The 26,039-nt window shown below is 74.0% G+C and carries 26 protein-coding genes and 1 pseudogene; 15 read left to right on the top strand and 12 right to left on the bottom strand.

The genetic code is table 11. The features are described from left to right. Positions 1-3 precede the first annotated feature (3 nt). Positions 4-957, bottom strand: a complete 954-nt coding sequence (locus tag ACWGSR_RS33755) for an NAD(P)/FAD-dependent oxidoreductase (RefSeq protein WP_453572469.1) — start codon at positions 955-957, stop codon at positions 4-6. Positions 958-1,025: 68 nt separating this feature from the next. Here ACWGSR_RS33755 and ACWGSR_RS33750 point away from each other — a divergent pair, with 68 nt between their 5' ends. The 10 genes from ACWGSR_RS33750 (at position 1,026) to ACWGSR_RS33705 (ending at position 10,614) form a co-directional block, all read left to right on the top strand. Then, entirely contained in the window at positions 1,026-1,613 is a 588-nt protein-coding gene (locus ACWGSR_RS33750) for a helix-turn-helix domain-containing protein (RefSeq protein WP_376241124.1), read from the top strand. 155 nt (positions 1,614-1,768) lie between these two features. Continuing rightward, positions 1,769-2,737 carry an NADPH:quinone oxidoreductase family protein gene (locus ACWGSR_RS33745; protein ID WP_376241126.1) on the top strand — a complete coding sequence of 323 codons (969 nt, stop codon included), beginning with the start codon at positions 1,769-1,771 and terminating at the stop codon, positions 2,735-2,737. Continuing rightward, a complete protein-coding gene (locus tag ACWGSR_RS33740; protein WP_453572465.1) occupies positions 2,734-3,936 on the top strand; it encodes an acyl-CoA dehydrogenase family protein in 1,203 nt (400 codons plus the stop codon). Before ACWGSR_RS33745 ends, ACWGSR_RS33740 begins: the two co-directional genes overlap by 4 nt. Beyond that, positions 3,933-5,018 carry an acyl-CoA dehydrogenase family protein gene (locus ACWGSR_RS33735; RefSeq protein ID WP_376241130.1) on the top strand — a complete coding sequence of 362 codons (1,086 nt, stop codon included), beginning with the start codon at positions 3,933-3,935 and terminating at the stop codon, positions 5,016-5,018. Before ACWGSR_RS33740 ends, ACWGSR_RS33735 begins: the two co-directional genes overlap by 4 nt. 89 nt (positions 5,019-5,107) lie before the next feature. Then, the gene (locus tag ACWGSR_RS33730) at positions 5,108-6,724 is read left to right on the top strand and encodes an ABC transporter substrate-binding protein (protein WP_453572462.1); all 1,617 of its coding nucleotides are present in this window, start codon (positions 5,108-5,110) and stop codon (positions 6,722-6,724) included. After that, complete coding sequence (locus tag ACWGSR_RS33725) at positions 6,721-7,713, top strand: ABC transporter permease (protein WP_376241134.1); 993 nt, start codon at positions 6,721-6,723, stop codon at positions 7,711-7,713. Before ACWGSR_RS33730 ends, ACWGSR_RS33725 begins: the two co-directional genes overlap by 4 nt. Beyond that, positions 7,706-8,542 carry an ABC transporter permease gene (locus ACWGSR_RS33720; protein ID WP_453572459.1) on the top strand — a complete coding sequence of 279 codons (837 nt, stop codon included), beginning with the start codon at positions 7,706-7,708 and terminating at the stop codon, positions 8,540-8,542. Before ACWGSR_RS33725 ends, ACWGSR_RS33720 begins: the two co-directional genes overlap by 8 nt. Positions 8,543-8,598: 56 nt before the next feature. After that, positions 8,599-9,627, top strand: a complete 1,029-nt coding sequence (locus ACWGSR_RS33715; RefSeq protein WP_376241162.1) for an ABC transporter ATP-binding protein — start codon at positions 8,599-8,601, stop codon at positions 9,625-9,627. Then, complete coding sequence (locus ACWGSR_RS33710) at positions 9,620-10,285, top strand: ABC transporter ATP-binding protein (RefSeq protein WP_376241138.1); 666 nt, start codon at positions 9,620-9,622, stop codon at positions 10,283-10,285. The genes ACWGSR_RS33715 and ACWGSR_RS33710 overlap by 8 nt, the downstream gene beginning before the upstream one ends. Before the next feature lie 134 nt (positions 10,286-10,419). Beyond that, complete coding sequence (locus tag ACWGSR_RS33705; protein ID WP_030212092.1) at positions 10,420-10,614, top strand: hypothetical protein; 195 nt, start codon at positions 10,420-10,422, stop codon at positions 10,612-10,614. 19 nt (positions 10,615-10,633) lie between these two features. Here the strand turns inward: ACWGSR_RS33705 and ACWGSR_RS33700 are convergent, their stop codons facing one another. The 4 genes from ACWGSR_RS33700 to ACWGSR_RS33685 all read right to left on the bottom strand — a co-directional run bounded on the left by ACWGSR_RS33700 (position 10,634) and on the right by ACWGSR_RS33685 (position 13,542). After that, entirely contained in the window at positions 10,634-11,428 is a 795-nt protein-coding gene (locus ACWGSR_RS33700; RefSeq protein WP_453572456.1) for a VOC family protein, read from the bottom strand. A gap of 109 nt (positions 11,429-11,537) precedes the next feature. Then, positions 11,538-12,044 carry a nucleotide triphosphate diphosphatase NUDT15 gene (locus ACWGSR_RS33695; RefSeq protein ID WP_376241143.1) on the bottom strand — a complete coding sequence of 169 codons (507 nt, stop codon included), beginning with the start codon at positions 12,042-12,044 and terminating at the stop codon, positions 11,538-11,540. Between the two features lie 24 nt (positions 12,045-12,068). Beyond that, positions 12,069-13,028, bottom strand: a complete 960-nt coding sequence (locus tag ACWGSR_RS33690; protein ID WP_376241145.1) for a universal stress protein — start codon at positions 13,026-13,028, stop codon at positions 12,069-12,071. A gap of 115 nt (positions 13,029-13,143) precedes the next feature. Beyond that, positions 13,144-13,542: a DUF5997 family protein gene (locus ACWGSR_RS33685; RefSeq protein ID WP_376241147.1), complete on the bottom strand. Its 399-nt coding sequence runs from the start codon at positions 13,540-13,542 to the stop codon at positions 13,144-13,146. A gap of 63 nt (positions 13,543-13,605) precedes the next feature. Between ACWGSR_RS33685 and ACWGSR_RS33680 the strand changes: the two genes are divergently transcribed. Both ACWGSR_RS33680 and ACWGSR_RS33675 read left to right on the top strand, forming a co-directional pair. Next, a complete protein-coding gene (locus ACWGSR_RS33680) occupies positions 13,606-14,442 on the top strand; it encodes a LysR family transcriptional regulator substrate-binding protein (RefSeq protein ID WP_453572451.1) in 837 nt (278 codons plus the stop codon). 133 nt (positions 14,443-14,575) lie between these two features. Next, entirely contained in the window at positions 14,576-15,154 is a 579-nt protein-coding gene (locus ACWGSR_RS33675; protein ID WP_366379259.1) for a Type-2Aa cytolytic delta-endotoxin, read from the top strand. Positions 15,155-15,270: 116 nt separating this feature from the next. Here ACWGSR_RS33675 and ACWGSR_RS33670 read toward each other — a convergent pair whose 3' ends face one another. The 3 genes from ACWGSR_RS33670 to ACWGSR_RS33660 all read right to left on the bottom strand — a co-directional run bounded on the left by ACWGSR_RS33670 (position 15,271) and on the right by ACWGSR_RS33660 (position 20,002). Then, positions 15,271-16,938: an FAD-dependent oxidoreductase gene (locus ACWGSR_RS33670; RefSeq protein ID WP_453572448.1), complete on the bottom strand. Its 1,668-nt coding sequence runs from the start codon at positions 16,936-16,938 to the stop codon at positions 15,271-15,273. 52 nt (positions 16,939-16,990) lie between these two features. Beyond that, positions 16,991-17,920, bottom strand: coding sequence for an AurF N-oxygenase family protein (locus ACWGSR_RS33665; RefSeq protein ID WP_453572445.1), 930 nt, complete (start codon positions 17,918-17,920; stop codon positions 16,991-16,993). A gap of 222 nt (positions 17,921-18,142) precedes the next feature. Continuing rightward, positions 18,143-20,002 carry a S8 family peptidase gene (locus tag ACWGSR_RS33660; protein ID WP_453572442.1) on the bottom strand — a complete coding sequence of 620 codons (1,860 nt, stop codon included), beginning with the start codon at positions 20,000-20,002 and terminating at the stop codon, positions 18,143-18,145. Positions 20,003-20,229: 227 nt separating this feature from the next. On the opposite strand from ACWGSR_RS33660, the gene ACWGSR_RS33655 reads away from it, so the two are divergent. Then, entirely contained in the window at positions 20,230-20,592 is a 363-nt protein-coding gene (locus ACWGSR_RS33655; RefSeq protein ID WP_453572439.1) for a DUF1304 domain-containing protein, read from the top strand. Continuing rightward, positions 20,589-21,155: a TetR/AcrR family transcriptional regulator gene (locus tag ACWGSR_RS33650; RefSeq protein WP_376241158.1), complete on the top strand. Its 567-nt coding sequence runs from the start codon at positions 20,589-20,591 to the stop codon at positions 21,153-21,155. Before ACWGSR_RS33655 ends, ACWGSR_RS33650 begins: the two co-directional genes overlap by 4 nt. 52 nt (positions 21,156-21,207) lie before the next feature. Here the strand turns inward: ACWGSR_RS33650 and ACWGSR_RS33645 are convergent. Together ACWGSR_RS33645 and ACWGSR_RS33640 are read right to left on the bottom strand one after the other, a co-directional pair. Further along, positions 21,208-22,575 (bottom strand): annotated as a pseudogene (locus tag ACWGSR_RS33645) (alpha-amylase family glycosyl hydrolase); the annotation flags it as partial. Between the two features lie 78 nt (positions 22,576-22,653). After that, positions 22,654-23,109, bottom strand: coding sequence for a MarR family winged helix-turn-helix transcriptional regulator (locus tag ACWGSR_RS33640; RefSeq protein WP_376241166.1), 456 nt, complete (start codon positions 23,107-23,109; stop codon positions 22,654-22,656). Between the two features lie 122 nt (positions 23,110-23,231). Here ACWGSR_RS33640 and ACWGSR_RS33635 point away from each other — a divergent pair, with 122 nt between their 5' ends. Further along, positions 23,232-24,707 carry an MFS transporter gene (locus ACWGSR_RS33635; RefSeq protein ID WP_453572436.1) on the top strand — a complete coding sequence of 492 codons (1,476 nt, stop codon included), beginning with the start codon at positions 23,232-23,234 and terminating at the stop codon, positions 24,705-24,707. A 92-nt stretch (positions 24,708-24,799) separates the two neighbouring features. Here ACWGSR_RS33635 and ACWGSR_RS33630 read toward each other — a convergent pair whose 3' ends face one another. Together ACWGSR_RS33630 and ACWGSR_RS33625 are read right to left on the bottom strand one after the other, a co-directional pair. Next, complete coding sequence (locus ACWGSR_RS33630; protein ID WP_376242390.1) at positions 24,800-25,576, bottom strand: VOC family protein; 777 nt, start codon at positions 25,574-25,576, stop codon at positions 24,800-24,802. 213 nt (positions 25,577-25,789) lie between these two features. Further along, positions 25,790-26,039: HEAT repeat domain-containing protein (locus ACWGSR_RS33625; protein WP_453572433.1), on the bottom strand; the 250-nt coding region annotated here is incomplete at its 5' end.

Genomic DNA, 26,039 nt, shown 5'->3' with positions numbered 1-26,039 from the left:
GCGTCAGGAGGGGGCCCCGCCGTCCACGGCCGCCTCCAGGTCGCCGAACAGCAGCTCGGTGTTGATCGTGACGCCCGCCCGGTAGCCCAGGCCCACCGCGTTGACCACCTGCTCCTGCGGGCCCGTCACGTTCCCCGCCGCCCACACGCCGGGCACGCTGGTGCGGCCCGTCCCGTCCACCGCGACGAACTCCCCGAACGGCGTCTCGTCCGTCTTCGCGCCGAGCTGCCGCAGCACCCCGTCCCGGGCCGCGAGCCGCGTCGCCCCGACGAAGACCACCTCGCGCGGCACGAACCGCCCGTCGGCGAGCCGGACCCCGGTCAGCCGGTCGTCCTCCACCGCGAGCCCGGCGACCTCACCGGTCACGACCTCCACCCCCGCCGCGTCGAGCAGCGCCGCCTCCCGCTCGGAGAGCCCGGCGGCGGTGTGCAGGAAGAGGGTCACGTCCGGGGACCAGTGGGAGACCATCAGCGCCTGGTGCGCGGGCATCGCCGGATGGGCGATCACCCCGAACGGCCGGTCGCGCACCTCCCAGCCGTGGCAGTACGGGCAGTGCAGCACGTCCCGGCCCCACCGCTCGGCCACCCCGTCGATCTCCGGCAGCTCGTCGACGAGCCCGGTCGTCACCACGAGCCGCCGCGCGCCGACCGCCGTGCCGTCCGCGAGCGACACCGTGAAGCCGTCCCGCCCGTCCGGCGCCGCGCCGGTGACCCGTCCCGCCCGCCACTCCACCCCGTACGCGGCGATCTCCTCCCGGCCCGCCGCCAGGTACGCGGCGGGGCTCGTGCCGTCCCGGGAGAGGACGCCCTGCATGTGGGCCGTGGGGGCGTTGCGGGGCTCGCCCGCGTCGACGACCAGGGTCCGCCGCCGCGACCGGCCCAGGACCAGGGCCGCGCTGAGACCGGCCGCGCCGCCGCCGACGACCACCACCTCGTACTGCTCCGTGTGTGCGTTCATGGGGCCGAGGTTCGCTCCGGGTCTGCGGTGACCGCAAATGAACTTGCCGTTCCTGCAACACTGGACCTATGACCGAAGACGACCGCATCGACGCCGTGCTGAACGAGGTCGGCCCCCGCCTCCGCCGCGTCCGCCGCGACCGGGGCGTAACCCTGGCCGAGCTCTCCGCCGCCACCGGCATCTCCGTGAGCACCCTCTCCCGCCTCGAATCCGGGCAGCGCAGGCCCAGCCTCGAACTGCTCCTGCCGCTCGCCCGCGCCCACCAGGTGGCGCTCGACGAGCTGGTCGGCGCGCCGCCCGTGGGCGACCCCCGGGTCAAGGCCAGGCCGATCGTGCGGCACGGGCGCACGATGTACCCGCTGACCCGGCAGCCCGGCGGCCTCCAGGCGTACAAGGTGATCCAGGAGAAGCCGTACGAGTCCCCGGAACCCCGGGTGCACGAGGGGTACGAGTGGCTGTACGTGCTCTCGGGCAGGCTCCGGCTCCACCTCGGCGGGCGCGAGGTCGTCCTGACGGCGGGGGAGGCGGCCGAGTTCGACACGCGCGTCCCGCACTGGTTCGGGCCCACCACCGAGGGGCCGGTGGAGTTCCTGAGCCTGTTCGGGCCGCAGGGGGAGCGCATGCACGTCAGGGCCCGGCCCGAGAAGTCCCGCTGACCCGCTCCCCGGGAAGCCGGGACGCCTGACCGGTCCGTTCTCCAGGAGGTCCGGCCGGCCCGTTCCCGTTCCCGGGAAGTCCGGCCGGACTGTTCCCCGGACGCAAGCGACCGCTTAGTATGCAACCGACCGCACGGTACGGAGGAGGCTCCCGGATGCAGGCATGGCGTGTGTACGAGAACGGCGAACCGGACGCGGTGATGCGCCGCGAAGAGGTGGAACCGCCCGTCCCCGGTGACGGTCAGGTCCTCCTGAAGGTCCGCGCCGCGAACGTCAACTTCCCCGACGCGCTGCTCTGCCGCGGCCACTACCAGGTCCGCCCCCCGCTGCCCTTCACCCCCGGCGTGGAGGTCTGCGCCGAGACCGAGGACGGCCGCAGGGTCATCGCCACCGCCGCCCTCCCGCACGGCGGCTTCGCCGACTACGCCCTCGCCGACGCCGCCGGACTGCTCCCGGCCCCCGAGTCGCTGGACGACGCCGAGGCCGCCGCGCTCCACATCGGCTACCAGACCGGCTGGTTCGGCCTGCACCGCCGCGCCGCCCTGAAGGAGGGCGAGACCCTTCTCGTCCACGCGGCGGCCGGCGGCGTCGGCAGCGCGGCCGTCCAGCTCGGCAAGGCGGCCGGCGCCACCGTCATCGGCGTCGTCGGCGGACCCGAGAAGGCCGCCGTCGCCCGCGCCCTCGGCTGCGACCTGGTGATCGACCGGCGCTCCGAGGACGTCGTCGCCGCCGTCAAGGCCGCGACCGGCGGCCGGGGCGCCGACGTGATCTACGACCCGGTCGGCGGCGAGGCCTACCAGCAGTCCGCGAAGTGCGTCGCCTTCGAGGGCCGGATCGTGGTCGTCGGCTTCGCGAGCGGCACCGTCCCCGCGCCCGCCCTCAACCACGCCCTGGTCAAGAACTACTCGGTCCTCGGCCTCCACTGGGGCCTGTACGCGGTGAAGGACCCCGCCTCGATCGGCCGCTGCCACGAGACCCTCACCGCCTACGCCGCCAAGGGCCTGATCAAGCCGCTCGTCGCGGAACGCGTCCCCTTCGCGGGCGCGGCCGACGCCGTCCGGCGCGTCGCCGACGGCACCACCACCGGCCGCCTGGTCGTCCTCCCGGAAGGAGCCGGGGCGTGACCCGTACGACCCCGCACGCGATCGACGCCGACGGCCTCCGGGCCCGCACCCAAGCCCTCCTCGACGCGCACCCGCCCGCCACCACCGACCGCACCGCCTTCCTGCGCGCCCGCTTCGACGCCGGACTCGCCTGGGTCCACTACCCCGTCGGCCTCGGCGGGCTCGACGCGCCCCGCGCCCTCCAGACGGTCGTCGACGCCGAACTCGCCGCCGCGGGCGCCCCCGACAACGACCCGCGCCGGATCGGCATCGGCCTCGGCATGGCCGCCCCCACCCTCCTCGCGTACGGCTCCGACGAGGTCAGGCGCCGCTTCCTGGGGCCGCTGTGGGTCGGCGAGGAGGTGTGGTGCCAGCTCTTCAGCGAGCCCGGCGCGGGATCCGACCTCGCCGCCCTCGGCACCCGGGCCGTCCGGGACGGCGACGACTGGGTGGTCGACGGGCAGAAGGTGTGGACCTCCAGCGCCCACCTCGCCCGCTGGGCCATCCTCATCGCCCGCACCGACCCGGACGCCCCCAAGCACCGGGGCATCACCTACTTCGTCTGCGACATGACCGACCCCGGCGTCGAGGTCCGGCCGCTGCGCCAGATCACCGGCGAGGCCGAGTTCAACGAGGTCTTCCTCACCGGCGTCCGCATCCCCGACGCCCACCGCCTCGGCGAGGTCGGGGACGGCTGGCGGGTGGCACAGACGACCCTGATGAACGAGCGGGTCTCCATCGGCGGAGCCCGGATCCCCCGCGAGGGCGGCATGATCGGGAAGGCCGCCGCCACCTGGCGCGAGCGCCCCGAGCTGCGCACCCACGAGCTGCACCGGCGCCTCCTCGACCTCTGGGTCGACGCCGAGGTCGCCCGGCTCACCGGCGAACGCCTCCGCCAGCAGCTCGTCGCCGGACAGCCCGGCCCCGAGGGCAGCGCCATGAAGCTCGGCTTCGCCCGGCTCAACCAGGCCATCAGCGGCCTGGAGGTCGAACTCCTCGGCGACGAGGGCCTGCTGTACGGGGAGTGGACCATGACCCGCCCCGAACTGGTCGACTTCGCCGGCCGCGACGCCGGCTACCGCTACCTGCGCTCCAAGGGCAACTCGATCGAGGGCGGCACCAGCGAGGTGCTCCTCAACATCGTCGCCGAGCGGGTCCTCGGCCTGCCCTCCGAGCCCCGCAACGACAAGGACGTCCCCTGGAAGGACCTCGCGCGATGACGGACCAGCCGGACCTCCTCTACTCCGAGACCGAGGACGACCTGCGGGCGGCCGTCCGCGCCCTGCTCGCCGACCGGGCCGGGCACGCGGTCCTCCTCGACCGGATCGAGACGGACACCCCGTACGTTCCCGGCCTCTGGAAGTCCCTCGCGACCGACATCGGCGCCGCCGGACTCCTCGTCCCCGAGAAGCTCGGCGGCCAGGGCGCGAGCCACCGCGAGGCCGCCGTCGTCCTGGAGGAACTGGGCCGCGCGGTCACCCCGCTGCCCTACCTCACCAGCGCGGTGGTGGCCACCGAGACCCTGCTCGCCCTCGCGGCGGAGAGCGCCCCGGCGGCCGAACTCCTCGCCGCCGTCGCGGGCGGCGGCACGGTCGCGGTCCTCGCCGTCCCCCTGTCGACGGCTCCGGACGCGGACCCGCCGACCGCGCCCTCCGCGGCGGCCGTCGCCGACGCCACCGCCGCCGGCGTCCTCCTCGTCCCGCGCGCCGACGGCCTGTACGCCGTACCGGCGGGCGAGGCGGTGATCGAGCCGCGGACCCCGCTCGACCTCACCCGTCCGCTCGCCCGGGTCACCACGGAACCCGGCACCGGCACCCGGCTCGCCGGACCGGACGCCGCCCGCGCGGCCGTCCGGCGCGGACTGCTCGCGGGCGCCGGACTGCTCGCCTCCGAGCAACTCGGCCTCGCGGAACGGTGCCTGGAGGACACCGTCCGGTACACCCGCGAGCGCCACCAGTTCAACCGGCCCGTCGGCTCCTTCCAGGCCCTGAAGCACCGCATGGCCCAGCTCTGGCTGGACGTCGTCGGGGCCAGGGCGGCCGCCCGCGCCGCCGCCGACGCCCTCGCCAAGGACGCTCCGGACGCCCCGCTCACCGTGGCCGTCGCCCAGGCCCACTGCTCCCGGGTCGCGGTCCGGGCCGCCGAGGAGTGCGTCCAGCTCCACGGCGGGATCGGGATGACCTGGGAGCACCCCGCGCACCTGGCCCTCAAGCGGGCCAAGGCCGACCAGATCGCGCTGGGTTCGGCGGGCCGCCACCAGGACGTGATCGCGGCCCTGGTGGACCTCCCGGCGCCCGTGTAAGGGGCCGTCTGTCCGTACCCCTTATACATACTGTTTAATTGCATGCTGTTGGCAAAAACAGTTGATCTTCAAAAAGGGGTACGGACACGATGACCGCCCGATCCATCCGCAACGCGGCGGCCACGGTGCTGGCGGGCTCCCTCGCCCTCACCGCCGCGGCCTGCACGAACCCCGGCTCCACCGCCGACGGCGCCGGCGGGCCCAAGGATTCCGCGGTCGTCGGCATCGCCTACGAGCCCGACAGCCTCAGCCCCCTCCTCGGCTACGGCAAGGACGGCAACTCGAAGATATTCGACGGCCTCCTCGCCTTCGACGCCGACATGAAGCTCACCCCGGCCCTCGCCCGCGAACTGCCCCACGTCAGCGACGGCGGCCTCACCTACACCTACAACCTCCGCGACAACGTGACCTTCAGCGACGGCGCGCCCTTCACCGCGAAGGACGTCGTCTTCACGTACCGGACGATCCTCGACCCGAAGACGAACAACCCCTCCCGCACCGAGCTCGACGCCCTCAAGAGCGTCGAGTCGGTCGGCGACGACACCGTCGTCTTCCGGCTCAAGTACCCCTACGCGCCCTTCGCCGAGCGCACCGTCCACGCCATCGCCCCCGAGCACGTCGCCGCGAAGCAGGACGTCAACACCGGCGCCTTCACCACCAGGCCGATCGGCACCGGACCGTACGTCCTCACCGGCTGGTCCAAGGGCGAGAAGCTCAGCTTCAAGGCCAACCCCACCTACTGGAACGGCGCGCCGCGGGTGAAGAAGTTCACCATGGCGATCATCAAGGACGACGACGTCCGCGCCACCCGGCTGCGCGCCGGCGACCTCGACGGCGCCATCCTGCCGCCCAACCTCGCCGCCGGCTTCAAGACCGACAAGTCCAAGAAGACCTGGACGGCGAAGACCTACGACTACCGCACGGTCACCCTCCCCACCCACAACAAGGTGACCGGCGACACCGCCGTCCGCCGCGCCCTCGACCTCGCCGTCGACCGGGAGACCATGGTCGACAAGATCCTCGAAGGGGCCGGAAAGGCCGCCTACGGACCCGTCCCCACCGACAGCCCCTGGTTCACCGAGGGCACCGAGCGCCGCCACGACCTCGCCGGGGCGCAGAAGATCCTCGACGAGGCCGGCTGGAAGCCCGGCCCCGACGGCGTCCGCGTCAAGGACGGCGCCCGCGCCGCCTTCCCGCTCTGGTACCTCTCCGGCGACAAGCTCCGCCAGGACCACGCCCTCGCCTACGCCTCCGACGCCAAGAAGGCCGGCATCGACATCACCACCCAGGCCGGCACCTGGGAGGTCATCGAGCCCCGGATGAAGACCGACGCGGTCCTCGCCGGCGGCGGCTCGCCCGGCGACCCCGACTTCGACCAGTACCTCCTCCTGAAGTCCTCCCTCGGCGGCGACGGCTTCAACAACATGGCCTGGTACGACAACAAGACCGTCGACAAGGCCCTGGAGGACGGCCGCCGCACCGACGACCCCGCCAAGCGGCACGCCGCGTACGACACCGTCCAGCGCGAACTGGTGAAGAACCCCGGCTACACCTTCCTCACCCACATCGACCACCTCTACGTCGTGAACGACTCCTGGGACGGCCCGAGCACCCAGACCGAGCCGCACGACCACGGCCTCGCCGCCGGCCCCTGGTGGAACGTCGAGACCTGGAAGCCCAAGAACGCCGGAGCGGCACAGAAGTGAAGCGCCGCCTCCCCTGGGGGGCCATGGCGCGGATGACGGGACGGCGCGCCCTGGCCGCCGTCCCCGTCCTCCTCGGCGTCACCCTCGCGGTGTTCGCCGTCGCCGAGGCCTCCCCGTTCGACCCCGTCAAGGCCTACGCCGGCACCGCCGGGCTCACCGCCTCGCAGGAGAACCTCGACCAGCTCCGCGCCAACCTCGGCGTCGACCGGCCCCTCCTCACCCGCTGGTGGGACTGGCTCGCCGCCGCCCTCACCGGCGACTTCGGCGACTCCGCCGTCATGCGCCGGCCCGTCGCCGAGGTCATCACCGAACGCCTGGGCTGGTCCGTCCTGCTCGCCGCCACCGCCTTCGCCGTGGCCATCGCGCTCGGCACCCTCCTCGGCGTCCTCGCCGGGCGCCGTCGCGGCGGCCTCCTCGACCGGGCCGTCAGCTCCGCCGCGTACACCCTGGAAGCCGCCCCCGCCTTCTGGCTCGGCCTCCTCGCCATCTGGTTCTTCGCCCTGAAGCTGGGCGTCCTGCCCGCCGGCGGGCTCACCGACACCGCGAGCGACACCGTCACCTTCGACCAGGTCGCCCGCCACCTCGTGCTGCCCGCCCTCGTCCTCGGGATCTCCCAGCTCCCGTGGTTCTTCCTGTACGTCCGCCAGGGCGTCGGCGACGCCCTCGACGAGGACCCCGTGCGCGGCGCCCGCGCCCGCGGCCTGAGCGAGCGGACCGTCCTCACCGGCCACGCCCTCCGCTCCGGAATGCTCCCCATGCTCACCCTCGTCGGCTCCCGCGTCCCCGAACTGATCACCGGCGCCCTGCTCGTGGAGACCGTCTTCAGCTGGCCCGGCATCGCCGCCGCCACCGTCACGGCCGCCACCTCCGTGGACTTCCCGCTGCTCGCCGCGCTCACCGTCCTCGCCACCGCCGCCGTCCTCCTCGGCAACCTCCTCTCCGACCTGCTGTACGGCCTGGCCGACCCGAGGGTGGGCTTCGATGGCTGACCCGCGCACCCACCGGATCCGGTTCCGGACCTCCGCCGTCACCGTCGCGGTCGTCCTCCTCGCCGTGCTGCTCGTGCCGCCGCTCGTCCAGCTCGACGAGCAGGCCGTCGACCTCTCCCGCAAGCTCCTGCCGCCGTCCTGGGACCACCCCTTCGGCACCGACGACCTCGGCCGCGACCTCCTCCTGCGCTGCGTCTACGGCCTGCGGGTCTCGCTCCTCGTCGGACTCGTCGCCGCCCTCGTCGCCACCGTCATCGGCACCACCGTCGGAGCCGCCGCCGGCGCGCTCGGCGGCTGGGCCGACCGCACCCTCATGCGGCTCGTCGACGCCTTCTCCTCCGTGCCGCACCTGCTCCTCGGCATCTTCGTCGTCGCCCTCTTCCGGCCCGGCGTCTGGCCCGTCATCGTCTCCGTCGCCGTCACCCACTGGCTCTCCACCGCCCGGATCGTGCGCTCCGAGGTCCTCTCGCTGCGCACCCGGCCCTTCGTCGACGCCGCCGTCTCCGGCGGCGCCGGCCGGTGGCGCGTCGCCGTCCGGCACCTGCTGCCCGCCGTCCTGCCGCAGGCCGGGCTCGCCGCCGTCCTGATGGTCCCGCACGCCATGTGGCACGAGTCCGCGCTCTCCTTCCTCGGCCTCGGCCTCCCCAGCCACCAGGCCAGCCTGGGCAACCTGGTGCAGAACGCGCGCTCCTCGCTCCTCGCCGGGTACTGGTGGCCCACCCTCTTCCCCGGCCTCCTCCTCATCGTGCCGACCCTCGCCATCGCCGGACTCGCGGGCGTGTGGCGCGACCGGCTCAACCCGCGCCGCCGATCGGAGCTGATGCTGTGAACGCGCCCCGGGCCTCGGAAGCCCCGAACACCCCCGACGCCCCGGAGAACAGGCTCCTGCGCGCGCTCGACGCCGTCACCGCCGAACGGGCCGAGGACGCCGTCCTCAGCGTCCGCGGCCTCACCGTCCGCTTCCGGCTGCGCGGCGGCCGCACCGTCGACGCCGTCAGCGACGCCGACTTCGACCTCGCGGCGGGGGAGTGCCTGGCCCTGGTCGGCGAGAGCGGCTGCGGCAAGTCCGTCCTCGCCTCCGCCCTCCTCGGCCTCCTCCCCGCCAACGCCGAGACCTCCGGCACGGCCCTGCTCGCGAGCCCCGACGGCCGGGACGGCACGGGCGGGGAGACCACGGACGGCGGGGGCGCCGTCGACCTGCTCGCCGCCGACGAGAAGACCCTCGCCCGCACCGTACGGGGCCGCCGCGCCGGCCTCGTACCGCAGAGCCCCGCGGCCCACCTCACCCCCGTCCGCACCGTGCGGTCCCAGCTGGAGGAGACCGTCCGCGCCCTCACCGGCGCCTCCCGCCGCGCCCGGCGCGCGGCCGCCGAGGACGCCGCCGGGCGGACCGCCTTCCCCGCCGACCACCTCGACCGCTACCCGCACGAGCTCTCCGGCGGCCTCGCCCAGCGCGCCGCCACCGCCCTCGCCCTCATCGGCGACGCCCGGCTGCTGCTCGCCGACGAGCCCACCACCGGCCTCGACCGCGACCTCGTCGACCGCACCGTCGACGAACTGCGCCGCCACGCCGACGACGGCCGCGCCCTGCTCCTCATCACCCACGACCTGGCCGCCGCCGAACGCGTCGCGGACCGCGTCGCCGTCATGTACGCGGGCCGGATCGTCGAGATCGCCCCCGCCCACCGCTTCTTCGGCCCCGTCGGCCCCCGCCACCCCTACGCCCGGGGCCTGCTCGACGCCCTGCCCGACCGGGCCTTCGCCCCGATCCCCGGCATGCCCCCGGAACTCACCGACCTGCCCGGCGGCTGCGCCTTCGCCCCGCGCTGCCCGCGCGCCACCGACCTCTGCGCCACCCGCCCCGAGCCCACGGCCGGGGTGGCCTGCCACCACCCGGAGCACCCCCGTGCTTGAACTCGACGCCGTCACCGCCGGCTACGACCGCCGCGCCCCCGTCTTCCGGGGCGCCTCCCTCACCGTCGCCCCCGGCGAGTCCGTCGGCCTCCTCGGCCCCAGCGGCTGCGGCAAGTCCACCCTCGCCCGGGTCGCCGCGCTCCTCCACCGCCCCGAGGCGGGCCGCCTCGTCCTGGACGGCACCGAGGTGCGGGCCTGGCGCCACCGCGCCCCGCGCGAGCTGCGCACCGCCGTCGGCGTCGTCTTCCAGCAGCCCCGCACCGCCGCCGACCCCCGGCTCACCCTCGCGGACCTCGTCGTCGAACCGCTGCGCGCCACCGGCCGCCGCACCGAGGCCGACGCACGCCTGGCCGAGCTGGCCCCGGCGGTCGGCCTCACCCCCGACCTGCTCGTCCGCCGCCCCCACGAGGTCAGCGACGGACAGCTCCAGCGCGCCTGCCTCGCCCGCGCCCTGACCCTGCGCCCCCGCTGGCTGATCTGCGACGAGATGACCGCCATGCTCGACGCCTCCACCACGGCGGCCCTGGTCGCCGCCGTCGAGGCCTACCGCGCGGAGACCGGCGCGGGCCTCCTCGCCGTCGGCCACGACCGCGTCCTCCTGAACCGCTGGTGCGACCGCACGGTGGAGTGGAAGGACTGCCTGCCGGCCGGGAAGTGACCGCCCCGGAGGGCCCCCGGCCCGGATCTCACCCGGATGGCCGCCCCGCCATACGCCCGGACGGAGCGCTCATTCCGCCACACTATCCGCCGAAAGCCGCAATTCCGGTGCGGCGTCGGAGGGACGTGAAGGCGATGGCCGTTTCCATTTCTGTGGTGCTGCTCCTGCTGATCCTGGCCGTGATCTTCCTGCGGAACGGCGGTCTCAAGCTCTCGCACGCGATCGTCTGCGCCCTGCTCGGCTTCTTCCTCGCCGGGACCAGCATGGCGCCCACCATCCACGAGGGCGTCGCCGCCACCGCCGACGTGGTCTCCAGCCTCAAGCCGTGACCCCCGGGCGCGGGGCGGGTCACTCCATCTCGGGCATCTCGCCCACCGTGGTCCTCATGTCGATCACGGCGAAGGCGGCCCCCTGCGGGTCCAGGATCGCCGCGAACCGGCCGAACGGGCTGTCCATCGGCCCGAAGACCTTCCGTCCGGAGAGCCGCTCCGCCGCCTCGACGGCCTTGTCGCAGTTGTCGACGGCGAAGTAGACCTGGATGTACGAGGGGACCTCCTGCGGGAAGTCGTCGGTCATCGTCATCCGTCCGAGGACCGGATCGCTCCCCAGGTCGAAGACCCGGTAGTCGACCTCCTGGTCCTTGATCCTCTTCGAGCCGTAGCCGAAGACGGAGGTGAAGAAGGCGTCGGACTTCTCCGGCTCCCGGGTGAACACCTCCGCCCAGGCGTACGAGCCGGTCTCGCCCTCCAGCTCGAAGCCCTGGTGCGCGCCCGGCTGCCAGACGCCGAACACGACGCCCGCCGGGTCCCGCGCGAGGCACATCGTCCCGGACTCGCCGATCCGCATCGGCTCCATCAGGACGGTGCCGCCCGCGGTCCGGATCCGCTCCGCCGTGGCGGCGGCGTCCGGCGAGGAGAAGTAGAGACACCAGGCCGACTGCGGCGGGGTGTCCTGCCCCGGCATCGGCGGGACGACGGCCGCGACCGCCTTCCCGTTCTTGTAGGCCTGGGTGTAGTCGCCGAACTCCGTGGAGGCCTCGGCGAAGGTCCAGCCGAGCACGTCGTCGTAGAACGTCTTGGCGGCCTCGGCGTCGGTGAACATCGCGTCGGTCCAGATCGGCGTGCCCTCGGGTCGTGCGGCCATGACGGTGACTCTTTTCCGCTCGATGACGTGCTTCCTGTGAGCCACGCTAGTCAGGGCCGACGCACCCCGCTCGGCGACGCGGAGCGCCACCGGCCCGCCGGACCGGACGTCAGCCGGGCAGCCGTCCCATCGCGTACCGGTGGAACGGACCGCCGGGGATCGGCAGGTCCGGCCGCCACATCCGCAGCACCTGCGCCGAGGGCAGGAACAGCGCCTCCGGCAGCCGGTCCGGGTCCGTCCACTCCCAGCGCTCGACCTTGTCGGGCTCGGTCGCGGCCGGCGTCCCGCGGAAGGCGCCCACCGTCGTGGCCACGGTCATCCGGGTCATGCGGTCGGAGGTGACCGAGTCCAGGATCAGCCCGAGGACCTCCACGTCGGCCGCGTCCGCGACGAGCGCCGTCTCCTCGGCCAGCTCGCGGACCGCCGCGGCCTCCACGGACTCGCCCGGCTCGACCTTGCCGCCCGGCAGCTCCCACACCCCGGAGCGGTGGAGTCCGAGCAGGACCCGGCCGGAGGCGTCGGTCACGACGACCCCCGCTCCGAGGGAGGCATGGGCGGGCGGCGGCTGGACGTTGCGTCGGGCCGAAGCCGCGGACGCCCGGTCGGAGGTGGTCATGGCACCCCTTCTACCAGTCCCGCCTCACCCGGCGGGTGCCGGGGGGACCACCGCCACCGGGCAGTGGGCCTCGTGCAGCACCGCGTGGGCGACGGAACCGACGAGCAGCGAGCCGAGGCGGTGCCGGTGGTGCCGCCCCACGACCAGCAGGCCCGCGTCCCGCGAGCCCTCCACGAGCCGCCCCGCCGCGTCCCCCGGCACCACCACCGGGCGCAGCTCCACGTCCGGCCACCGCGCGGCGAAGGGCCGCAGCCGCTCCTCCTGCTCCCGCTCCGCTCCCCGTACGAGCTCCTCGGCGTCGTCCGCGAGGGGCAGCGGGGGCGGCACCTGGAGCGCCGGGGACGGCGCGGCGAGCAGGGCGCCCTGCGGCGGGGGCAGCCGGAACGCGGTCACGGCCTCCAGGGGCACGCCCCGGTGGTGCGCCTCCTCGAACGCGAAGGCCGGCACCTCGTCCGGGGACTCCTCGGGATGCAGCCCCATGAGCACCCGCCCCGCCCCCGGCCCGCCTCCGAGGACGGCCGTCCGGACCTCGTGGGGGACGACGACGAGCGGACAGGGCGCGCTCGCGGCCAGGGTGCGGCCCGTCGAGCCGAGCAGCACGCTCGCGAAGCCGCCGCGGCCCCGGGAGCCGGTGACCAGGAGGCGGGCGCCCCGGGCCACCGCCGCCAGGGCGTCGGTCACGGACCCGTCGAGGGACTCGTACCGCACGGGGACGCGGGGCCCGCGCCGCTCCATCCCGGCCGCCACGCCGTTCAGCACCGTGTCGGGAAGCTCCGGCGCCCCGCCCAGGGACTCGATGCGGGCCGTGCCGAGCTGCAGCTCCTCGGGCCGGACGTGGACCACGACCAGCGGGGAGCCGGAGTTCTCCGCGGTGCTCAGGGCCCACTCCAGGGCCCGGAGCCCGTGCTCGGAGCCGTCCACGCCGACGACGACCGGCGGCCGGTGTGCGGTGCTCGTGTCCCTCACGAGGGGGTGATCACTCATGAGGGGATGACTCCCTCACCGGCCCCCGCGCCACACCCCTCCGGCCCGGTCGTGACCGGGCCGGAGGGGTGTGGGGGAGGGATGAGGGAGAAGACCGGGCTTCCCGCGCGGAAGGTCAGGCCTCCTGCGCGCGGCGCGCCCGCTCCTCGTCGCGCTCCTTGATGCGGACGGTCTCCTTGCGGACCTCCGCCTGGGTGGCCCGCTCCTTACGGAGCCACTCCGGGGCCTCCTGCTTGAGCGCGTCGATCTGCTCCGTGGTGAGGGGCTCGGTGATGCCGCCGCGCGCGAGACCGGCGATGGAGACGCCGAGCTTCGACGCGACCACCGGGCGGGGGTGCGGGCCGTTCTTCCGGAGCTCCTGGAGCCAGGCGGGCGGGTTCGCCTGGAGCTCGTTCAGCTCGGTGCGCGAGACGACACCCTCCTGGAATTCCGCGGGGGTGGCCTCGAGGTACACACCCAGCTTCTTCGCCGCGGTCGCGGGCTTCATCGTCTGGGTGTTCTGGTGCGACGTCATGTGACCAGGGTATCGAGCATGCGGACGGACTCCGACCACGGCGGCTACCGGTAACCTGGCGGAGTGACAGGCACGGACGCTTCCCCCTCGGACCCCACCCCGGACTCTCCCTCCGGCTCCTCCCCGGAGACCCCTTCGTTCCGGCTCGCGTACGTGCCGGGCGTGACCCCCTCGAAGTGGGTGCGGATCTGGAACGAGCGCCTGCCCGACGTGCCGCTGACCCTCCACGCCGTGGACCCGGCCGAGGCGTTCGGCGCGCTCCGGGAGGGCGCGGCGGACGCCGGCCTCGTGCGGCTCCCCGTCGACGGGGACGACCTCAGCGCGATCCCGCTCTACACCGAGACGACGGTCGTCGTCGTCCCCAAGGACCACCTGTTCGCAGCGGTCGAGGAGGTGTCGGCGGACGACCTCGCCGAGGAGCTCGTCCTGCACCCCCTCGACGACACCCTCGGCTGGGAGCGCCCGCCGGGCCGTCCGGCGTTCGAGCGCCCCGCGACCACCGCCGACGCGATCGAGCTCGTCGCGGCCGGGGTCGGCGTGCTCGCCGTCCCCCAGTCCCTCGCCCGGCTGCACCACCGCAAGGACCTCACCTACCGGACGCTCGACGGCGTCCCGCAGTCGCGCGTCGCCCTGTCGTGGCCGGCCGCCGACGAGGCCCCCGACCTGGTGGAGGAGTTCATCGGCATCGTGCGCGGCCGGACGGTGAACAGCACCCGGGGCCGCCGCGCGGAGGAGCTCAAGGGCCAGAAGGAGCAGAAGCCCGCCAAGTCCGGGAAGCCGGCCAGGACCGGCAAGCCGGCGGCCGGTTCCCGCACCTCCGGACGGCCCGCGGCCCGCAAGGGCGGCACCGGCGGCTCCGCGCGCGGCGGCCGGAGCGGGAAGCCCCGCCGCAGGTCCTGAGCCCCGGCCGGGCCGGGGTGTCCGCACGCCGGACACGTCCCGCCCGCCCCCGGCGCCCCTCGGCATACTGACCCCTCCTGATCACAGAGATCACAGAGATCGCGCAGATCGCACGGATCACACAGGAGGAGCTTTGGCCGCCAGTTTCAGGACCGTCGTCGAGGTGGGCCCCGACCACCTCGACCAGGCCCGGTCCATCGACCGGGTGTTCCAGGAGGCGATCGCCCCGGCGACCGTCAACTTCGACTTCGAGGCGATACGGGAGGCGGCCGCCGCCGTCCCGGACAGCACCGTGGTGCGGATGGTCAGGGGCTGGGGGCTCCAGGAGCACGCCCCCGTCCTCGTGATGGTCCTCTCCCTCAAGGAGGCCGTCCGGCAGGCGCTCCCGCCCGAGTGCGCGGACGCCGGCTTCTGGGCCACCGTCGAGCGGGAGCTCGTCGCGGCCTTCACCGGGCTCGCCGCCCAGGAGGGGCAGCCCGGACTCTCCTTCTACGAGGAGTCCGGGGAGCGCACCCGCTTCTACCGGGACCTGTTCTTCGCCCTCCAGGACGAGGAGACCGGGGAGCACATGTACGCCCTGGCCTTCTGCGTCGACGTGACCGTCGAGCTGCCGAAGGCGGAGGCCGTCGCGCTCGACCTGACGGACGTCGTGCCCTTCGCGGTGCGCCTGAACGCGATCGTGATCCGCCAGACCCTGGACCTCGTGGCCTGACGGCCCGCCCGGTCACGTACCGCGCCGCCGGCCCGCCGTCCCGGGCCGGACCCCCGTACCGCCCGGCAGGACCCCCCCCGCGGTCCGGACCGGCCGGTGCCCGGACCGCCCGCCGCTCAGACCGGCCGGCGCCAGCGGCCGCCCCGCGCCGCCGCGACCAGCTCCGGCACCGTGGCCAGCTTGACCCTGGGACGGCCCGCGTCCCGGCCCCGCGCCCGCTCGGTCCGGTCGATGGCCGCGAGACCGCGCGCGTCGACGAGCCCCTTGCTGCGGCTCCTGGCCAGCCTGCGGAACTCCGCCGACGTGCCCGTCGGCTTCGGCAGCGCCCCCGCGACCGCGTCCGCCAGCAGCGTCCCGACCGTCTCCTCCGCGCACGCCCGGTTGGCCCCGATGCCGCCGGAGGGCCCGCGCTTGATCCAGCCGACGACGTAACCGCCCGGCATGCCGCTGATCCGCCCGGCCTCGTGCGGCACGGTGCCGGTGGCCTCGTCGAACGGAAGCCCCGGGAGCGGCACGCCCCGGTAGCCGACCGCCCGGACCAGCAGCCCCGCCCCGATCTCCGTACCGGACTCCGCACCGTCCTCGGTCACCCGGACCGCCCGCACCGCGTCGGTGCCGAGCGCCTCGACCGGAGCGGAGTGGAAGCGCAGGACGATCCGGCGCCGGTCCGGCGCGGGCGGCCGCGTCCAGTCCACCGTCTCCCGGGCCACGTCCCGGAGCAGCGCCGCCTTCTCCCCGGCCGCCGCCGCGTCGATCGCGGCGCCGGTGCGCGGGTCCCGGTCGTCGACGACCAGGTCCACGTCCGGGAGGTGCTTGAGGGCGAGCAGTTCGGAGGCCGTGTACGCGGCGTTCCCGGGGCCCCGGCGGCCGAGCAGCACCACCTCGCGGACCCGGGTGCCGCTCAGGGCGGCGAGGGCGTGGTCGGCGATGTCCGTGCGGGCGAGGGCGGCCGGGTCCATGACGAGGACGCGGGCCACGTCGAGCGCCACGTTGCCGTTGCCGACCACGACGACCCGCTCGGCGGAGAGCGGGACGGCGTCCGCGCCGGTCTCCGGGTGCGCGTTGTACCAGGAGACGACGGAGGTCGCGGAGACGCTGCCCGGCAGGTCCTCGCCGGGGATGCCGAGCCGCCGGTCGGAGGGCGCGCCCACCGCGTAGACCACCGCGTCGTGGTGGGCGGCCAGCTCCTCGGCGGTGACGTCCCGGCCGATCTCCACGCCGAGCCGCATCCGGACGCGGGGGTGGGAGTGGAAGCGGGCGAAGGTCTCCCCGGCGCCCTTGGTCGCCGGGTGGTCGGGCGCCACGCCGTAGCGGACGAGACCGCCGGCCACCGGCAGCCGGTCGATCAGCGTCACCTCGGCGCTGGTGTGCAGGAGCAGGTCCTCGGCGGCGTACATGCCGGCCGGTCCCGTACCGACGACCGCGATCCGCAGCGGGGCGAAGTCGGACGGGAGCGAGCGAGGGAAGGCGGGCTCGCCCCAGGTGTGGAAGTTGGGCGAGGCCACGGCCGGGCCGGGCGTGCGGGCCGTGTCGTCCGTGTAGTACTCCGCGTTGATCGCCTCGTACTCCCGCAGCCGGCCGGTGAGGCGGTCGGCCGGGAAAATGGCGTCGACCGGGCAGGCGTCGGCGCAGGCGCCGCAGTCGATGCAGGCCCTGGGGTCGATGTACAGCATCTCCGTGGTGCCGAAGTCCGGTTCCTCGGGCGTCGGGTGGATGCAGTTGACCGGGCAGACGGCGACGCAGGTCGCGTCGTTGCAACAGGTCTGGGTGATCGCGTAGGTCATCTCGTCGACTCGGTTCGGGTGCGAGGTGCGGGGACGGGGTGCGGACGCGGCGTCAGATCAGGCTGGCGCGCTTGTAGATGAGGAGCGCGGGCCTGGTGAGCAGCCGGGCCGAGGCGAGGAACTCCATGAGCCCGGCGCAGCTGGAGCGGAGCTGGGACTTGTAGTGCTCGTTGGCCGCGGCCTCGCGGCGCGCCCGCTCCGGGTCGAGTCCGGCCTGCGCGTACACGTCGGGGCTGACCATGCTGGTGACGATGTAGTACGAGGCGATGGCGACGACCAGGGCGTGGAAGTGGCGGCGGGCCGTGCTCGCCCGCGCGAGGCGGCGGCGCGTCTCGTCCCGGGCGAACTTCATGTGCCGGGACTCCTCGACCACGTGGATGTTGCTGATGGTGCGGACGAAGGGGGCGACCCGCTCGTCGCGCATCCAGTCGCGCTGCATGACGTCGAGGACCTCCTCGGCGACGAGGATCGCGGCGTACGCGGCCTCGCCGAAGCCCACCGTCTTGAAGGCGCGGCCCAGTTCGAGCACCGCGCGGCGCGGCCGGTAGGCGGGGGCGCCGAGCTTCGCGGAGCCGCGGCCGAACATGATCGAGTGGCGGCACTCGTCCGCGATCTCGGTCAGGGCCCACTGGAACCGGGGGTCGGTGGGGTCCTTCGCGTACATGTCCCGCAGCACCATCTGCTGGAGGATCATCTCGAACCAGATGCCGGTGCTGGCGACCGAGGCGGCCTCCTGCCGGGTCAGCTCCTTGCGCTGCTCCTCGGTCATCTCGTTCCAGTAGGCCGTGCCGTAGAGGCTGTTCCACTCGGGGCTCTGGCCGTGGAAGTTCTTGTCGAGGGGGGTGTCCCAGTCCACCTCGGCGGCGGGGTCGTACGAGAGCTTGGCGGCGGACCGGAGCAGCCGTTCCGCGACGTCCGCGTCCGAGACGTTCCCGTCCTCGGCTCCTTCGTGGCTGCCCGGGCGAACGGTGCTGCTTGCCATGGTGCGGCTCCTTGGGTCGCGATCGACTCGGAGGCTTGTTAGACGTCCCGTCTAGCAAGCTTGTTAGACGGAACGTATAGCAAGGTGCCCGGGTAGGCCTACCCCTCGGTAAGGACTTGTTTCCGAAAGCTTTCCGGCGCACGCGCGCGAACCCCTCCCCGGGCGCACGCGAACGGGGCCGGAGCCGTGGCGGCTCCGGCCCCGTCAGGGGGTCGCGCGGTGTCAGAAGGTCAGGTTCCAGGCGTCGATCCTGCCCGAGTCCTGGCTCGCGTTGTCGTTCACGCGCAGCTTCCAGACCCCGTTCGCCACCTCGGACGAGGCGTTGACGGTGTAGGTCTGGACGATGTTGTCCGTACCGCCGCCGGTCCGGTTGTGCAGGGTGTAGACGCTGCCGTCCGGGGCCACCAGGTCGACCTTCAGGTCACCGATGTAGGTGTGCTTGACGTCCACGCCCACCTTGAGCGCGGCCGGCGCGTTGCCCGTCACGCCGCTGACCGTGATGGGGCTCTCGACCGTGGTGTTGTCGGGGACCGTCACGTCCGTCAGGTTCTCGAAGTACTTCCCGGGCGGCGGGGTCGAGCCGCCGACGGCCTTCAGGGCGTCGACCGAACCCTCGCCGAAGAAGCCGTTCTTGGTCGCGGTGCCCTTGCAGCGGGTGTCCGACGGGCACGCCCTGTCGGTCGCCTGGACGCCGAGCTGGTCCCGGATCTGCGCCGGGGTGAAGGACGGGTTCGCGCTCGCGATCAGCGCCGCGACGCCGGCCACGTGCGGGGAGGCCATCGACGTGCCGTTCATGTTGCCGTACTTGCCGCCCGGGAGCGTCGAGTAGACGCCCGAGGAGCCGTCGCCGCCGGGGGCCGCGATGTCGACGACGCCGTTGCCGAAGTTCGAGTACGAGGCCTTGGCACCGCCGTTGCCCTGCGCGGCGACGGTCACGACGCCCGGCAGCTCGGTCGGGATGTCGATGCAGGCGTTGGTGATCGTGCGGGTGACCGGGGTCGAGTCGTTCGGGCTCGCCGTGTCGGTCGTCTTGTTCGCCAGGTCGTAGTTGGAGTTGCCGGCGGCGGCGACCTGGAGCGAGCCCTTGCCCTCGGCGTACTCCTGCGCCCTGCGGACGCCCTCGATGATGGCGGCCTGGTCCAGGTTGTCCGGGCAGTTGAACTGCCACGGGTCCGTGTAGTAGCTGTTGTTGGTGACCTTGAAGCCGTGGTCACCGGCCCAGATGAAGCCGCAGATCGTGTTCTCCGCGAAGAACAGCGTGCTGCCCGGCTCCGCGATGCGGACCGAGGAGATCTTCACGCCCGGCGCGACGCCGATGACGCCCTTGCCGTTCTTGGCGGCGGCGATCGTGCCGGCCACGTGCGTGCCGTGGGTGTCGACGTCGCGCCAGGCGCCCGCACGGGCGTCCGCCTTGCCGTAGGCGCAGGAGGCCGAGTCGGCGGCGTTGAAGTTGGGCGCGATGTCCTGGTGCTGGTCGTCCACGCCGGTGTCCAGGACGCCGACCTTCACCGACGCCGAACCGGTGGTGACGGCCCAGGCCTGGTCGGCCTTGATCTGCGTCATGTCCCAGCGGTTGGACTCGGTGAGCGTCGTCGCCGACTGCGCCGGGTTGGCCGGGAGCGCCGGGTTGTAGGCGTCGGCCGGGACGTCGGACGTCCGGGTCGCGCCGACCTGCTGGACGCCGGAGACCGTGCGCATCGAGGAGGCGAACGACGCGGACGTCGAGTGCGCCACGATCACGCCGATCGCGTCGTAGGTGGCGAAGACCGAGCCGCCCTTGGTCGCCACGGAGCCGCTCACGGCGGCGGTGCCGCCGGGGGCCGTGATCACCAGGTACGCGCGCGTGCCCGCGGCCCAGGCGGCCGGGGCGGCGGCGGGAGCCGCCTTCGCGGTGGTGGCCGTGCTCGGGGTGGTGGCCGTGCTCGCCCCCGTCGAACGGGCCGCGACGGGCGCGGTGTCCGACGTTGCTGCGTGGGCGAGTCCGGCGGGGGTGGCGAGCGCCACGATCGTGCCGAGGGCCGCGACGGATATGGCCGAGGTTCTCGACCGGCCGGCCGTCCGGCCGGATATGAGGGAAAACATTGCGTCCTCCGATGGCCCGGTGGCGCCTGAGGCGCTTGCCGGGCCCTGTGATGTGTGGGGTGGACGCAAGATCCCAGAATCGCCCCCCGGAAGGAAGTGTTCTGTCCGAGAAGCCCGTTCGCGTTACGCACTTTTGATCGAACAGCATCAAGACGACGAAATTTCCCGGACACTTGTCCATGTATGCTGGACATCTGTCCAGAAAGTGTGAACGGTAGGAGACGGCGATGGAGACGACGGCGAACGTGCTGGTGGGCCTGGTGGCCGCCCTGCACGTGTACATCCTGGTTCTGGAGATGTTCCTGTGGGAGAAGGCGCCGGGACGCGGACTGTCCGGGTTCGACGCCGGGTTGGCCCGCGCGACCGCCCCGCTCGCCGCGAACCAGGGCCTCTACAACGGCTTCCTGGCCGCCGGCCTCGTCTGGGGCCTGATCGCCGGGGACCCCACGGGCCACCGGGTCCAGGTCTTCTTCCTCTCCTGCGTCCTCGTCGCCGGCCTGTACGGCGGACTCACCGCGAACCGCCGCATCCTGGTCGCCCAGGCGCTGCCGGGCGCGCTGGCCCTCGGCGCCGTCCTGGTCGCCGGATGACCCCGGCCGCCGAGGACCCCCGGGCCGCCCGGACCCGGGCCCGGCTCCGCCGCTCCCTCCTCGACGCGTGCGCGGAACGCCCGCTGGGCGAGGTCACCGTCGCCGCGCTGGTGCGCCGCGCGGGGGTCGGCCGCGCCACCTTCTACCTCCACTACGCGGACCTGGAGGCGCTGGCCGTCGACGCCTGCGCCGACGTGGTCCGCGACGCGGTCGACGCCCTGCACGCCTGGCGCGGCGTGCCCGACCCGGAAACCCCGCCGCCCGCGCTGCTCGACTTCTTCGCCGGACTCGCCCCGCACGCCGGGCTCTACCGGGAGCTGCTGCGCCCGGGCGGCGGCGGGCCGCTCGGCCTCGTCCTCCACGAGGACCTGCGCGCCCGCAGCCTCGCCGAACGGGCCCTGGTCGGCGCCCCGGAGCCCGGCCTCGTCGCGTCGGCCGTGGCCGCGGCCTTCGCCGGGGTGCTCGCCGACTGGCTGCACGGCCTCGTCGAGGGCGCTCCCGGGGAGATCGCCCACCGGGTCTGGCGCCTCCTGATCGCCCTGCACGGCACGCCGTTGCCGTAGCCGCAGGCCGGGACCCGCACGGGTCCCGGCCGACGCCCCCCGGGGGAGGCCGCTACTTGAGGTACGGTCCGGCGGTGCCGATCCGGCCGGGGCCGTTCAGGACGTACACCCGCAGGTTGCCCTTTCCGGGCGCCGCGACCGTGAGGGTCCCGTTCGTGACGGTCCGGACGTCGCCGGTGACGGCGTCGGTGTACGTGCCGTTCGGGACGCCGGTGTAGGTGGCGCCGCCCGAGACCGTGACGAGCGCGAAGCTGTCCGTGCCCGCGTCGGTGTGGCGGCGCTTGAACGCCATGCCGCCCGAGACGCCCTCCGTGGAGTACTGGCCCGTCTGGAGCGCGGGGACCGCCCGGCGGATCCGGTTGAGCCGCTGCACGTGCCGGACCAGGGGCTGCTGGAGGGTGGTCGCGACGGCGCCGGACGCCGACGCGACCGTGGAGAAGCCGGAGGCGGTGACGGAGCCGGCGAGGTGCGCGCCGAAGTAGGCGCGGCCGGTGTCGGCGAGCGGGCAGGACGGCCCGCAGTCGATCTTCCTCCCCTTCTGGAACTCGATCTCGGAGCCGTAGTACAGCGTCGGGATGCCGCGGAAGGTCCACATCAGGGACATGTTCTCGGCCCAGGCGTCGGTGCCGCCCGCGTACCGCTCGCTCGACTTGTCGGGGCCGTAGTCGTGGCTGTCGACGTAGAAGACGTTGTAGGTGGCGTCGTTGTAGCTGTCGTCGGAGTCCTTGCCGTTGGAGAAGGCGTTCTGCGCGTCGCCGAAGTTCATGTGCATGCGCATGTCGATGACGTTCATGCCGGAGAAGCGGCTGTGGTCGGGCGCGTGGTAGCTGTTGCCGTTCAGGAAGGCGATGGTGGACGTGGGCTGGTCGCCCGTGCCCCGCTGCTGCTCGTGGTCGTACATCTCCAGGGCGGCCCTGCCGTCGTCGAGGTCGTACTCCTTCCGCTCCTTCCAGGTGTAGAACTGCGCCGAGTGGTTCACCGAGCCGCGGTTCCACTTGTCGTTGACGAAGGCGGCGACCTCGCCGAAGACGAAGAAGTTCTTCGCGGCCTCCGCGCCGTGGCGCCGGGCCACCCGCTCCTGTATCGCGGGCAGGAAGCGGCGGTTCCAGGTGGTGCGCGGGATGTGCACGGCGGTGTCCACGCGGAACCCGTCGACGCCCATGTCGATGTACTTGTCGTACGCGCCGATCAGGTAGTTCTGGACGACCGGCTTCTCCGTGTCGAAGTCCGCCAGGTCCTCGTGGAGCCAGCAGGAGCGGGAGTCCTCGCCCTCCCAGTTCCCGATCCAGCACTGGTGGTAGAGCGCCTTCGGGAACATGCCGGACGTGGGGCTCGGCCACTGGCAGTTGTGGACGGTGTAGCCCTCGGCGTTCTTCCCGCCGGTCGGCTTCCCCCAGTTCACACAGGTGTTGCCGGCCGGCAGGGTGGGCCGTGCCCCGTCGACCGAGCCCGCCGCGCCCGCCATGCCCGCCGCGCCCGCGACCGGCGGCGGGGGCTTTCAGGGGCGCGGCCAGGGCCGGCCCTCCAGGCGTTCGATGTCGCGGTTGAAGCGTTCGAGGAAGGCGGCGAAGCGGGAGACGTCCTCGGGGGACCAGTGCTCCATCACGCGTTCCAGGCCCGCGATGTTCGAGGCGCGGTCGGCCTCCAGGCGGCGTTCGCCCTCCTCCGTGATGCGGAACTTGCGGGCGATGCCGCCGTCGGGATCGGGGATGCGCTCCACGACGCCGGCGCGCAGCATCGCGGCGGTCTGCCGGTTGAGGGTGGACGCGTCGAGGCCGAAGGCCTCGCCGAGCTGCCCGATGGACATCGGCCCGTGCATGCGGATGCGGCTCAGCAGGACGTACGCGCTGCGGTCGAGCCGGCCGCCGCCCGCGCGGGAGCGGGGCGCGTACAGGTGCGCGTGCCGGCCGAGCAGCATGGTCTCGAACTCGACCAGATCGGTGGGCTTGTCCACGGGCTTGTCCATGGGGGCATTCTCTCCTGCGGCGATCCTATGTGCATCATGCATAGCTTGTGTATTCGGCATGCAATGTGCATGATGCATACGCATCGTCGTGAAGACCCAGGGAGAAACACGTGGACGGCTCCAAGCCCGACGCCCGACCAGGAGGCGTCGTCGGCGTCCTCGCCCTCGCCGGCATCGTGGCCGCACTCATGCAGACCCTGGTGGTGCCGCTCATCGGCGACCTCCCCCGGCTGCTCGGCACCACCGCCTCCAACGCCTCCTGGGTGATCACCGCCACCCTCCTCGCGGGCGCCGTCGCCACCCCCGTCGCCGGTCGGCTCGGCGACACCCTCGGCAAGCGGCGGGTCCTGCTGGTCTCCGTGGTCCCGCTCGTCGCCGGCTCGGTCGTCTGCGCGCTCGCCTCCTCCGTCGTCCCGATGATCGTCGGACGCGGCCTCCAGGGCCTCGGCATGGGCGTCGTGCCCCTCGGCATCAGCCTGCTGCGCGACATCATGCCGCCGGAGAAGCTGGGCGGGTCCATCGCCCTCATGAGCGCCTCCATGGGCGTCGGCGGCGCCCTCGGCCTGCCCTTCTCCGCCGCCGTCGCCGAGAACGCCAGCTGGCGCGTCCTCTTCTGGGTCGCCGCCGGCCTCAGCGTCCTCGTCGGCGCCCTGATCTGGCGCGTCGCCCCCGCGGGCCGCCGCGCCGCCGCCCCCGGCCGCTTCGACCTGCCTGGCGCGCTCGGCCTCGGCACCGGACTCGTCGCCCTGCTGCTCGCCGTCTCCAAGGGCGCGAGCTGGGGCTGGGGCAGCGCCACCACCCTCGGTCTCCTCGCCGTCGCGGTCGTCGTCCTGCTCGCCTGGGGCGCGTGGGAGCTGCGTACCCCCGACCCCCTCGTCGACCTGCGGGTCACCGCCCGTCCGGTCGTCCTCATGACCAACGCCGCCTCGGTCCTGGTCGGCTTCGCCATGTACGCGCAGTCCCTGGTCGTCCCCCAGCTCTTCCAGCTCCCCGAGGCCACCGGCTACGGCCTCGGCCAGTCGATGATGGCCATGGGCCTGTGGATGGCCCCGGCCGGCCTGATGATGATGGTCCTGGCCCCGCTCGGCGCCAAGCTCTCGGCCGCCCGCGGCCCCAAGGTCACGCTCTCCGTCGGCGCCCTCGTCATCTCGGCCGGCTATGGTTCCTCCCTCGCCCTGATGGGCTCTACCTGGGGCCTGCTCGCCGTCACCCTCGTCTGCAACACCGGCGTCGGACTCGCCTACGGGGCCATGCCCGCGCTCATCATGGGCGCGGTGCCGCAGGAGGAGACCGCCTCGGCCAACAGCTTCAACACCCTGATGCGCTCCATCGGCACCTCCGTCTCCGCCGCCGTCATCGGCGTCGTCCTCGCCCAGATGACCACCACCCTCGGCGGCCACGCGCTGCCCTCGGAGGACGGCTTCCGCGTCGCCATGCTCATCGGCTGCGGGGTCGGCCTCGCGGCGGCGGTCGTCGCCGCCCTCGTCCCGGCCCGGTTCGCCGCCGGACCCGCCGACACCGCCGGGGAGGACGGGACCGCAGCCGTACGCGCCCCCTCCGGGGCCGAGGCCGAAGCCCCCGCCTGACCCGCCCCCGACCGGGCGGTGCCGAAGGGCCCCGGCGGCCGTGGGACGCACGGCCGCCGGGGCCCTTCACGAAGACCGGGGGAGTGCGCCCCTCAGTCCTCCGCCTCCAGCGTGAACAGCGCCCCTTCCGGGTCCCGCACCACCGCGCGCCGCGCGCCGCCGTCCGGCTCGCGCACCCCGCCCCACTCGCCGCCCGGCACCACCGAGCCGCCGTGCTTCAGGACCGCCGTCTCCGCCGCCTCCAGATCCGGCACCCGGAAGCGCACGAGCCAGCGCGGCCGCAGCTGCGGTCTGGGGGAGGCGGACTCGACCGGGCCGCTGTTCAGCCGCGCGACGGCCTCGCCGTCGCGCCGCAGGACCACCCGGTCGTCCTCGTACGACACCTCGCAGGAGCCCGGGACGGCGTCCGCCCACCGGAGCACCCCGCCGTAGAACACGGCCGCGTCGAACGCGTTGCGGGTGTGCAGTTCCAGCCAGGCCGGCGCCTGCCGCTCGCCCACGTGCCAGCGCGACACCAGCCGCCCCTCCCACACCCCGAACGCCGCGCCCTCCGGGTCGGTGGCGAGCGCCGCGCGGCCCCGGGGCGGAAACGCGACCGGGCCCACGCCGACGGTGCCGCCGCGCTCCCGGATCCGCGCGACCGCCGAGTCGGCGTCGTCGACGGCGAAGAAGACCGTCCAGGCCACCGGCACCTGCATCTCCGCCGCCACGGCCGCGATCCCGGCCACCGGCACCCCGTCCCGCTCGCCCACCACGTACGCGTCGCCGAGGGCTCCGCGCCGGAACGTCCAGCCCAGCACGGCCCCGTAGAACCGCTCCGCCGTACCGAGATCCCGTGCGGACAGGTTCAGCCAGCAGGGAGCCCCCATGGCCTCTCCGGTCGTCGGCCCCGCCACCGGCGCCACCTCCTCGTCGTCCTGCGTCCAGAGCGTGTCCGTCCACCAGAGTGCCCCCTGCGTCCAGAGTGCGCCGTGCGCCCCTTCCCCGCCCCGCCGGTCCCCATGCGCGGATTCACCCACGTGCCGCCGATCACCACCCGGTCGAGCGGGAGGCGGGGCGGTGACGGAAGGGACCCGGCGGACTCAGTGGACCGCGTGCGCCGCCCGGGCCGCGTAGGCGCGGACGTCCGCGTCGGGGTCGTCGGACGCCCCGGCCAGGGCGGTCCGGGCCGCCGGGTCGTCCCGGTGGGCGAGGAGCGAGAGGACGGCCGCCTTCCGCACGTCCGCGTTCGGGTCCGCGAGCACCGGCGCCAGGACCGGCACGGCGAGGCCGGCCGGGGCCGCCCGGAGCGCGGTCGCCGCCCCGGCCCGCACCTGCCAGGCGGGGGCGCCG

Source organism: Streptomyces sp. NPDC055632 (assembly GCF_053618675.1).
This window is presented reverse-complemented; position numbering and strand designations above follow the sequence as displayed.

Excerpts from the sequence above, each read along its gene's own strand:
- ACWGSR_RS33630 (WP_376242390.1), bottom strand. The coding sequence starts at position 25,576 with ATGGGGGCTCCCTGCTGGCTGAACCTGTCCGCACGGGATCTCGGTACG.
- ACWGSR_RS33690 (WP_376241145.1), bottom strand. The coding sequence starts at position 13,028 with ATGAGTGATCACCCCCTCGTGAGGGACACGAGCACCGCACACCGGCCG.
- ACWGSR_RS33695 (WP_376241143.1), bottom strand. The coding sequence starts at position 12,044 with ATGACCACCTCCGACCGGGCGTCCGCGGCTTCGGCCCGACGCAACGTC.
- ACWGSR_RS33750 (WP_376241124.1), top strand. The coding sequence starts at position 1,026 with ATGACCGAAGACGACCGCATCGACGCCGTGCTGAACGAGGTCGGCCCC.
- ACWGSR_RS33685 (WP_376241147.1), bottom strand. The coding sequence starts at position 13,542 with ATGACGTCGCACCAGAACACCCAGACGATGAAGCCCGCGACCGCGGCG.
- ACWGSR_RS33700 (WP_453572456.1), bottom strand. The coding sequence starts at position 11,428 with ATGGCCGCACGACCCGAGGGCACGCCGATCTGGACCGACGCGATGTTC.
- ACWGSR_RS33665 (WP_453572445.1), bottom strand. The coding sequence starts at position 17,920 with ATGGCAAGCAGCACCGTTCGCCCGGGCAGCCACGAAGGAGCCGAGGAC.
- ACWGSR_RS33705 (WP_030212092.1), top strand. The coding sequence starts at position 10,420 with ATGGCCGTTTCCATTTCTGTGGTGCTGCTCCTGCTGATCCTGGCCGTG.
- ACWGSR_RS33655 (WP_453572439.1), top strand. The coding sequence starts at position 20,230 with ATGGAGACGACGGCGAACGTGCTGGTGGGCCTGGTGGCCGCCCTGCAC.
- ACWGSR_RS33720 (WP_453572459.1), top strand. The coding sequence starts at position 7,706 with ATGGCTGACCCGCGCACCCACCGGATCCGGTTCCGGACCTCCGCCGTC.
- ACWGSR_RS33670 (WP_453572448.1), bottom strand. The coding sequence starts at position 16,938 with ATGACCTACGCGATCACCCAGACCTGTTGCAACGACGCGACCTGCGTC.
- ACWGSR_RS33735 (WP_376241130.1), top strand. The coding sequence starts at position 3,933 with ATGACGGACCAGCCGGACCTCCTCTACTCCGAGACCGAGGACGACCTG.
- ACWGSR_RS33650 (WP_376241158.1), top strand. The coding sequence starts at position 20,589 with ATGACCCCGGCCGCCGAGGACCCCCGGGCCGCCCGGACCCGGGCCCGG.
- ACWGSR_RS33755 (WP_453572469.1), bottom strand. The coding sequence starts at position 957 with ATGAACGCACACACGGAGCAGTACGAGGTGGTGGTCGTCGGCGGCGGC.
- ACWGSR_RS33745 (WP_376241126.1), top strand. The coding sequence starts at position 1,769 with ATGCAGGCATGGCGTGTGTACGAGAACGGCGAACCGGACGCGGTGATG.
- ACWGSR_RS33660 (WP_453572442.1), bottom strand. The coding sequence starts at position 20,002 with ATGTTTTCCCTCATATCCGGCCGGACGGCCGGCCGGTCGAGAACCTCG.
- ACWGSR_RS33730 (WP_453572462.1), top strand. The coding sequence starts at position 5,108 with ATGACCGCCCGATCCATCCGCAACGCGGCGGCCACGGTGCTGGCGGGC.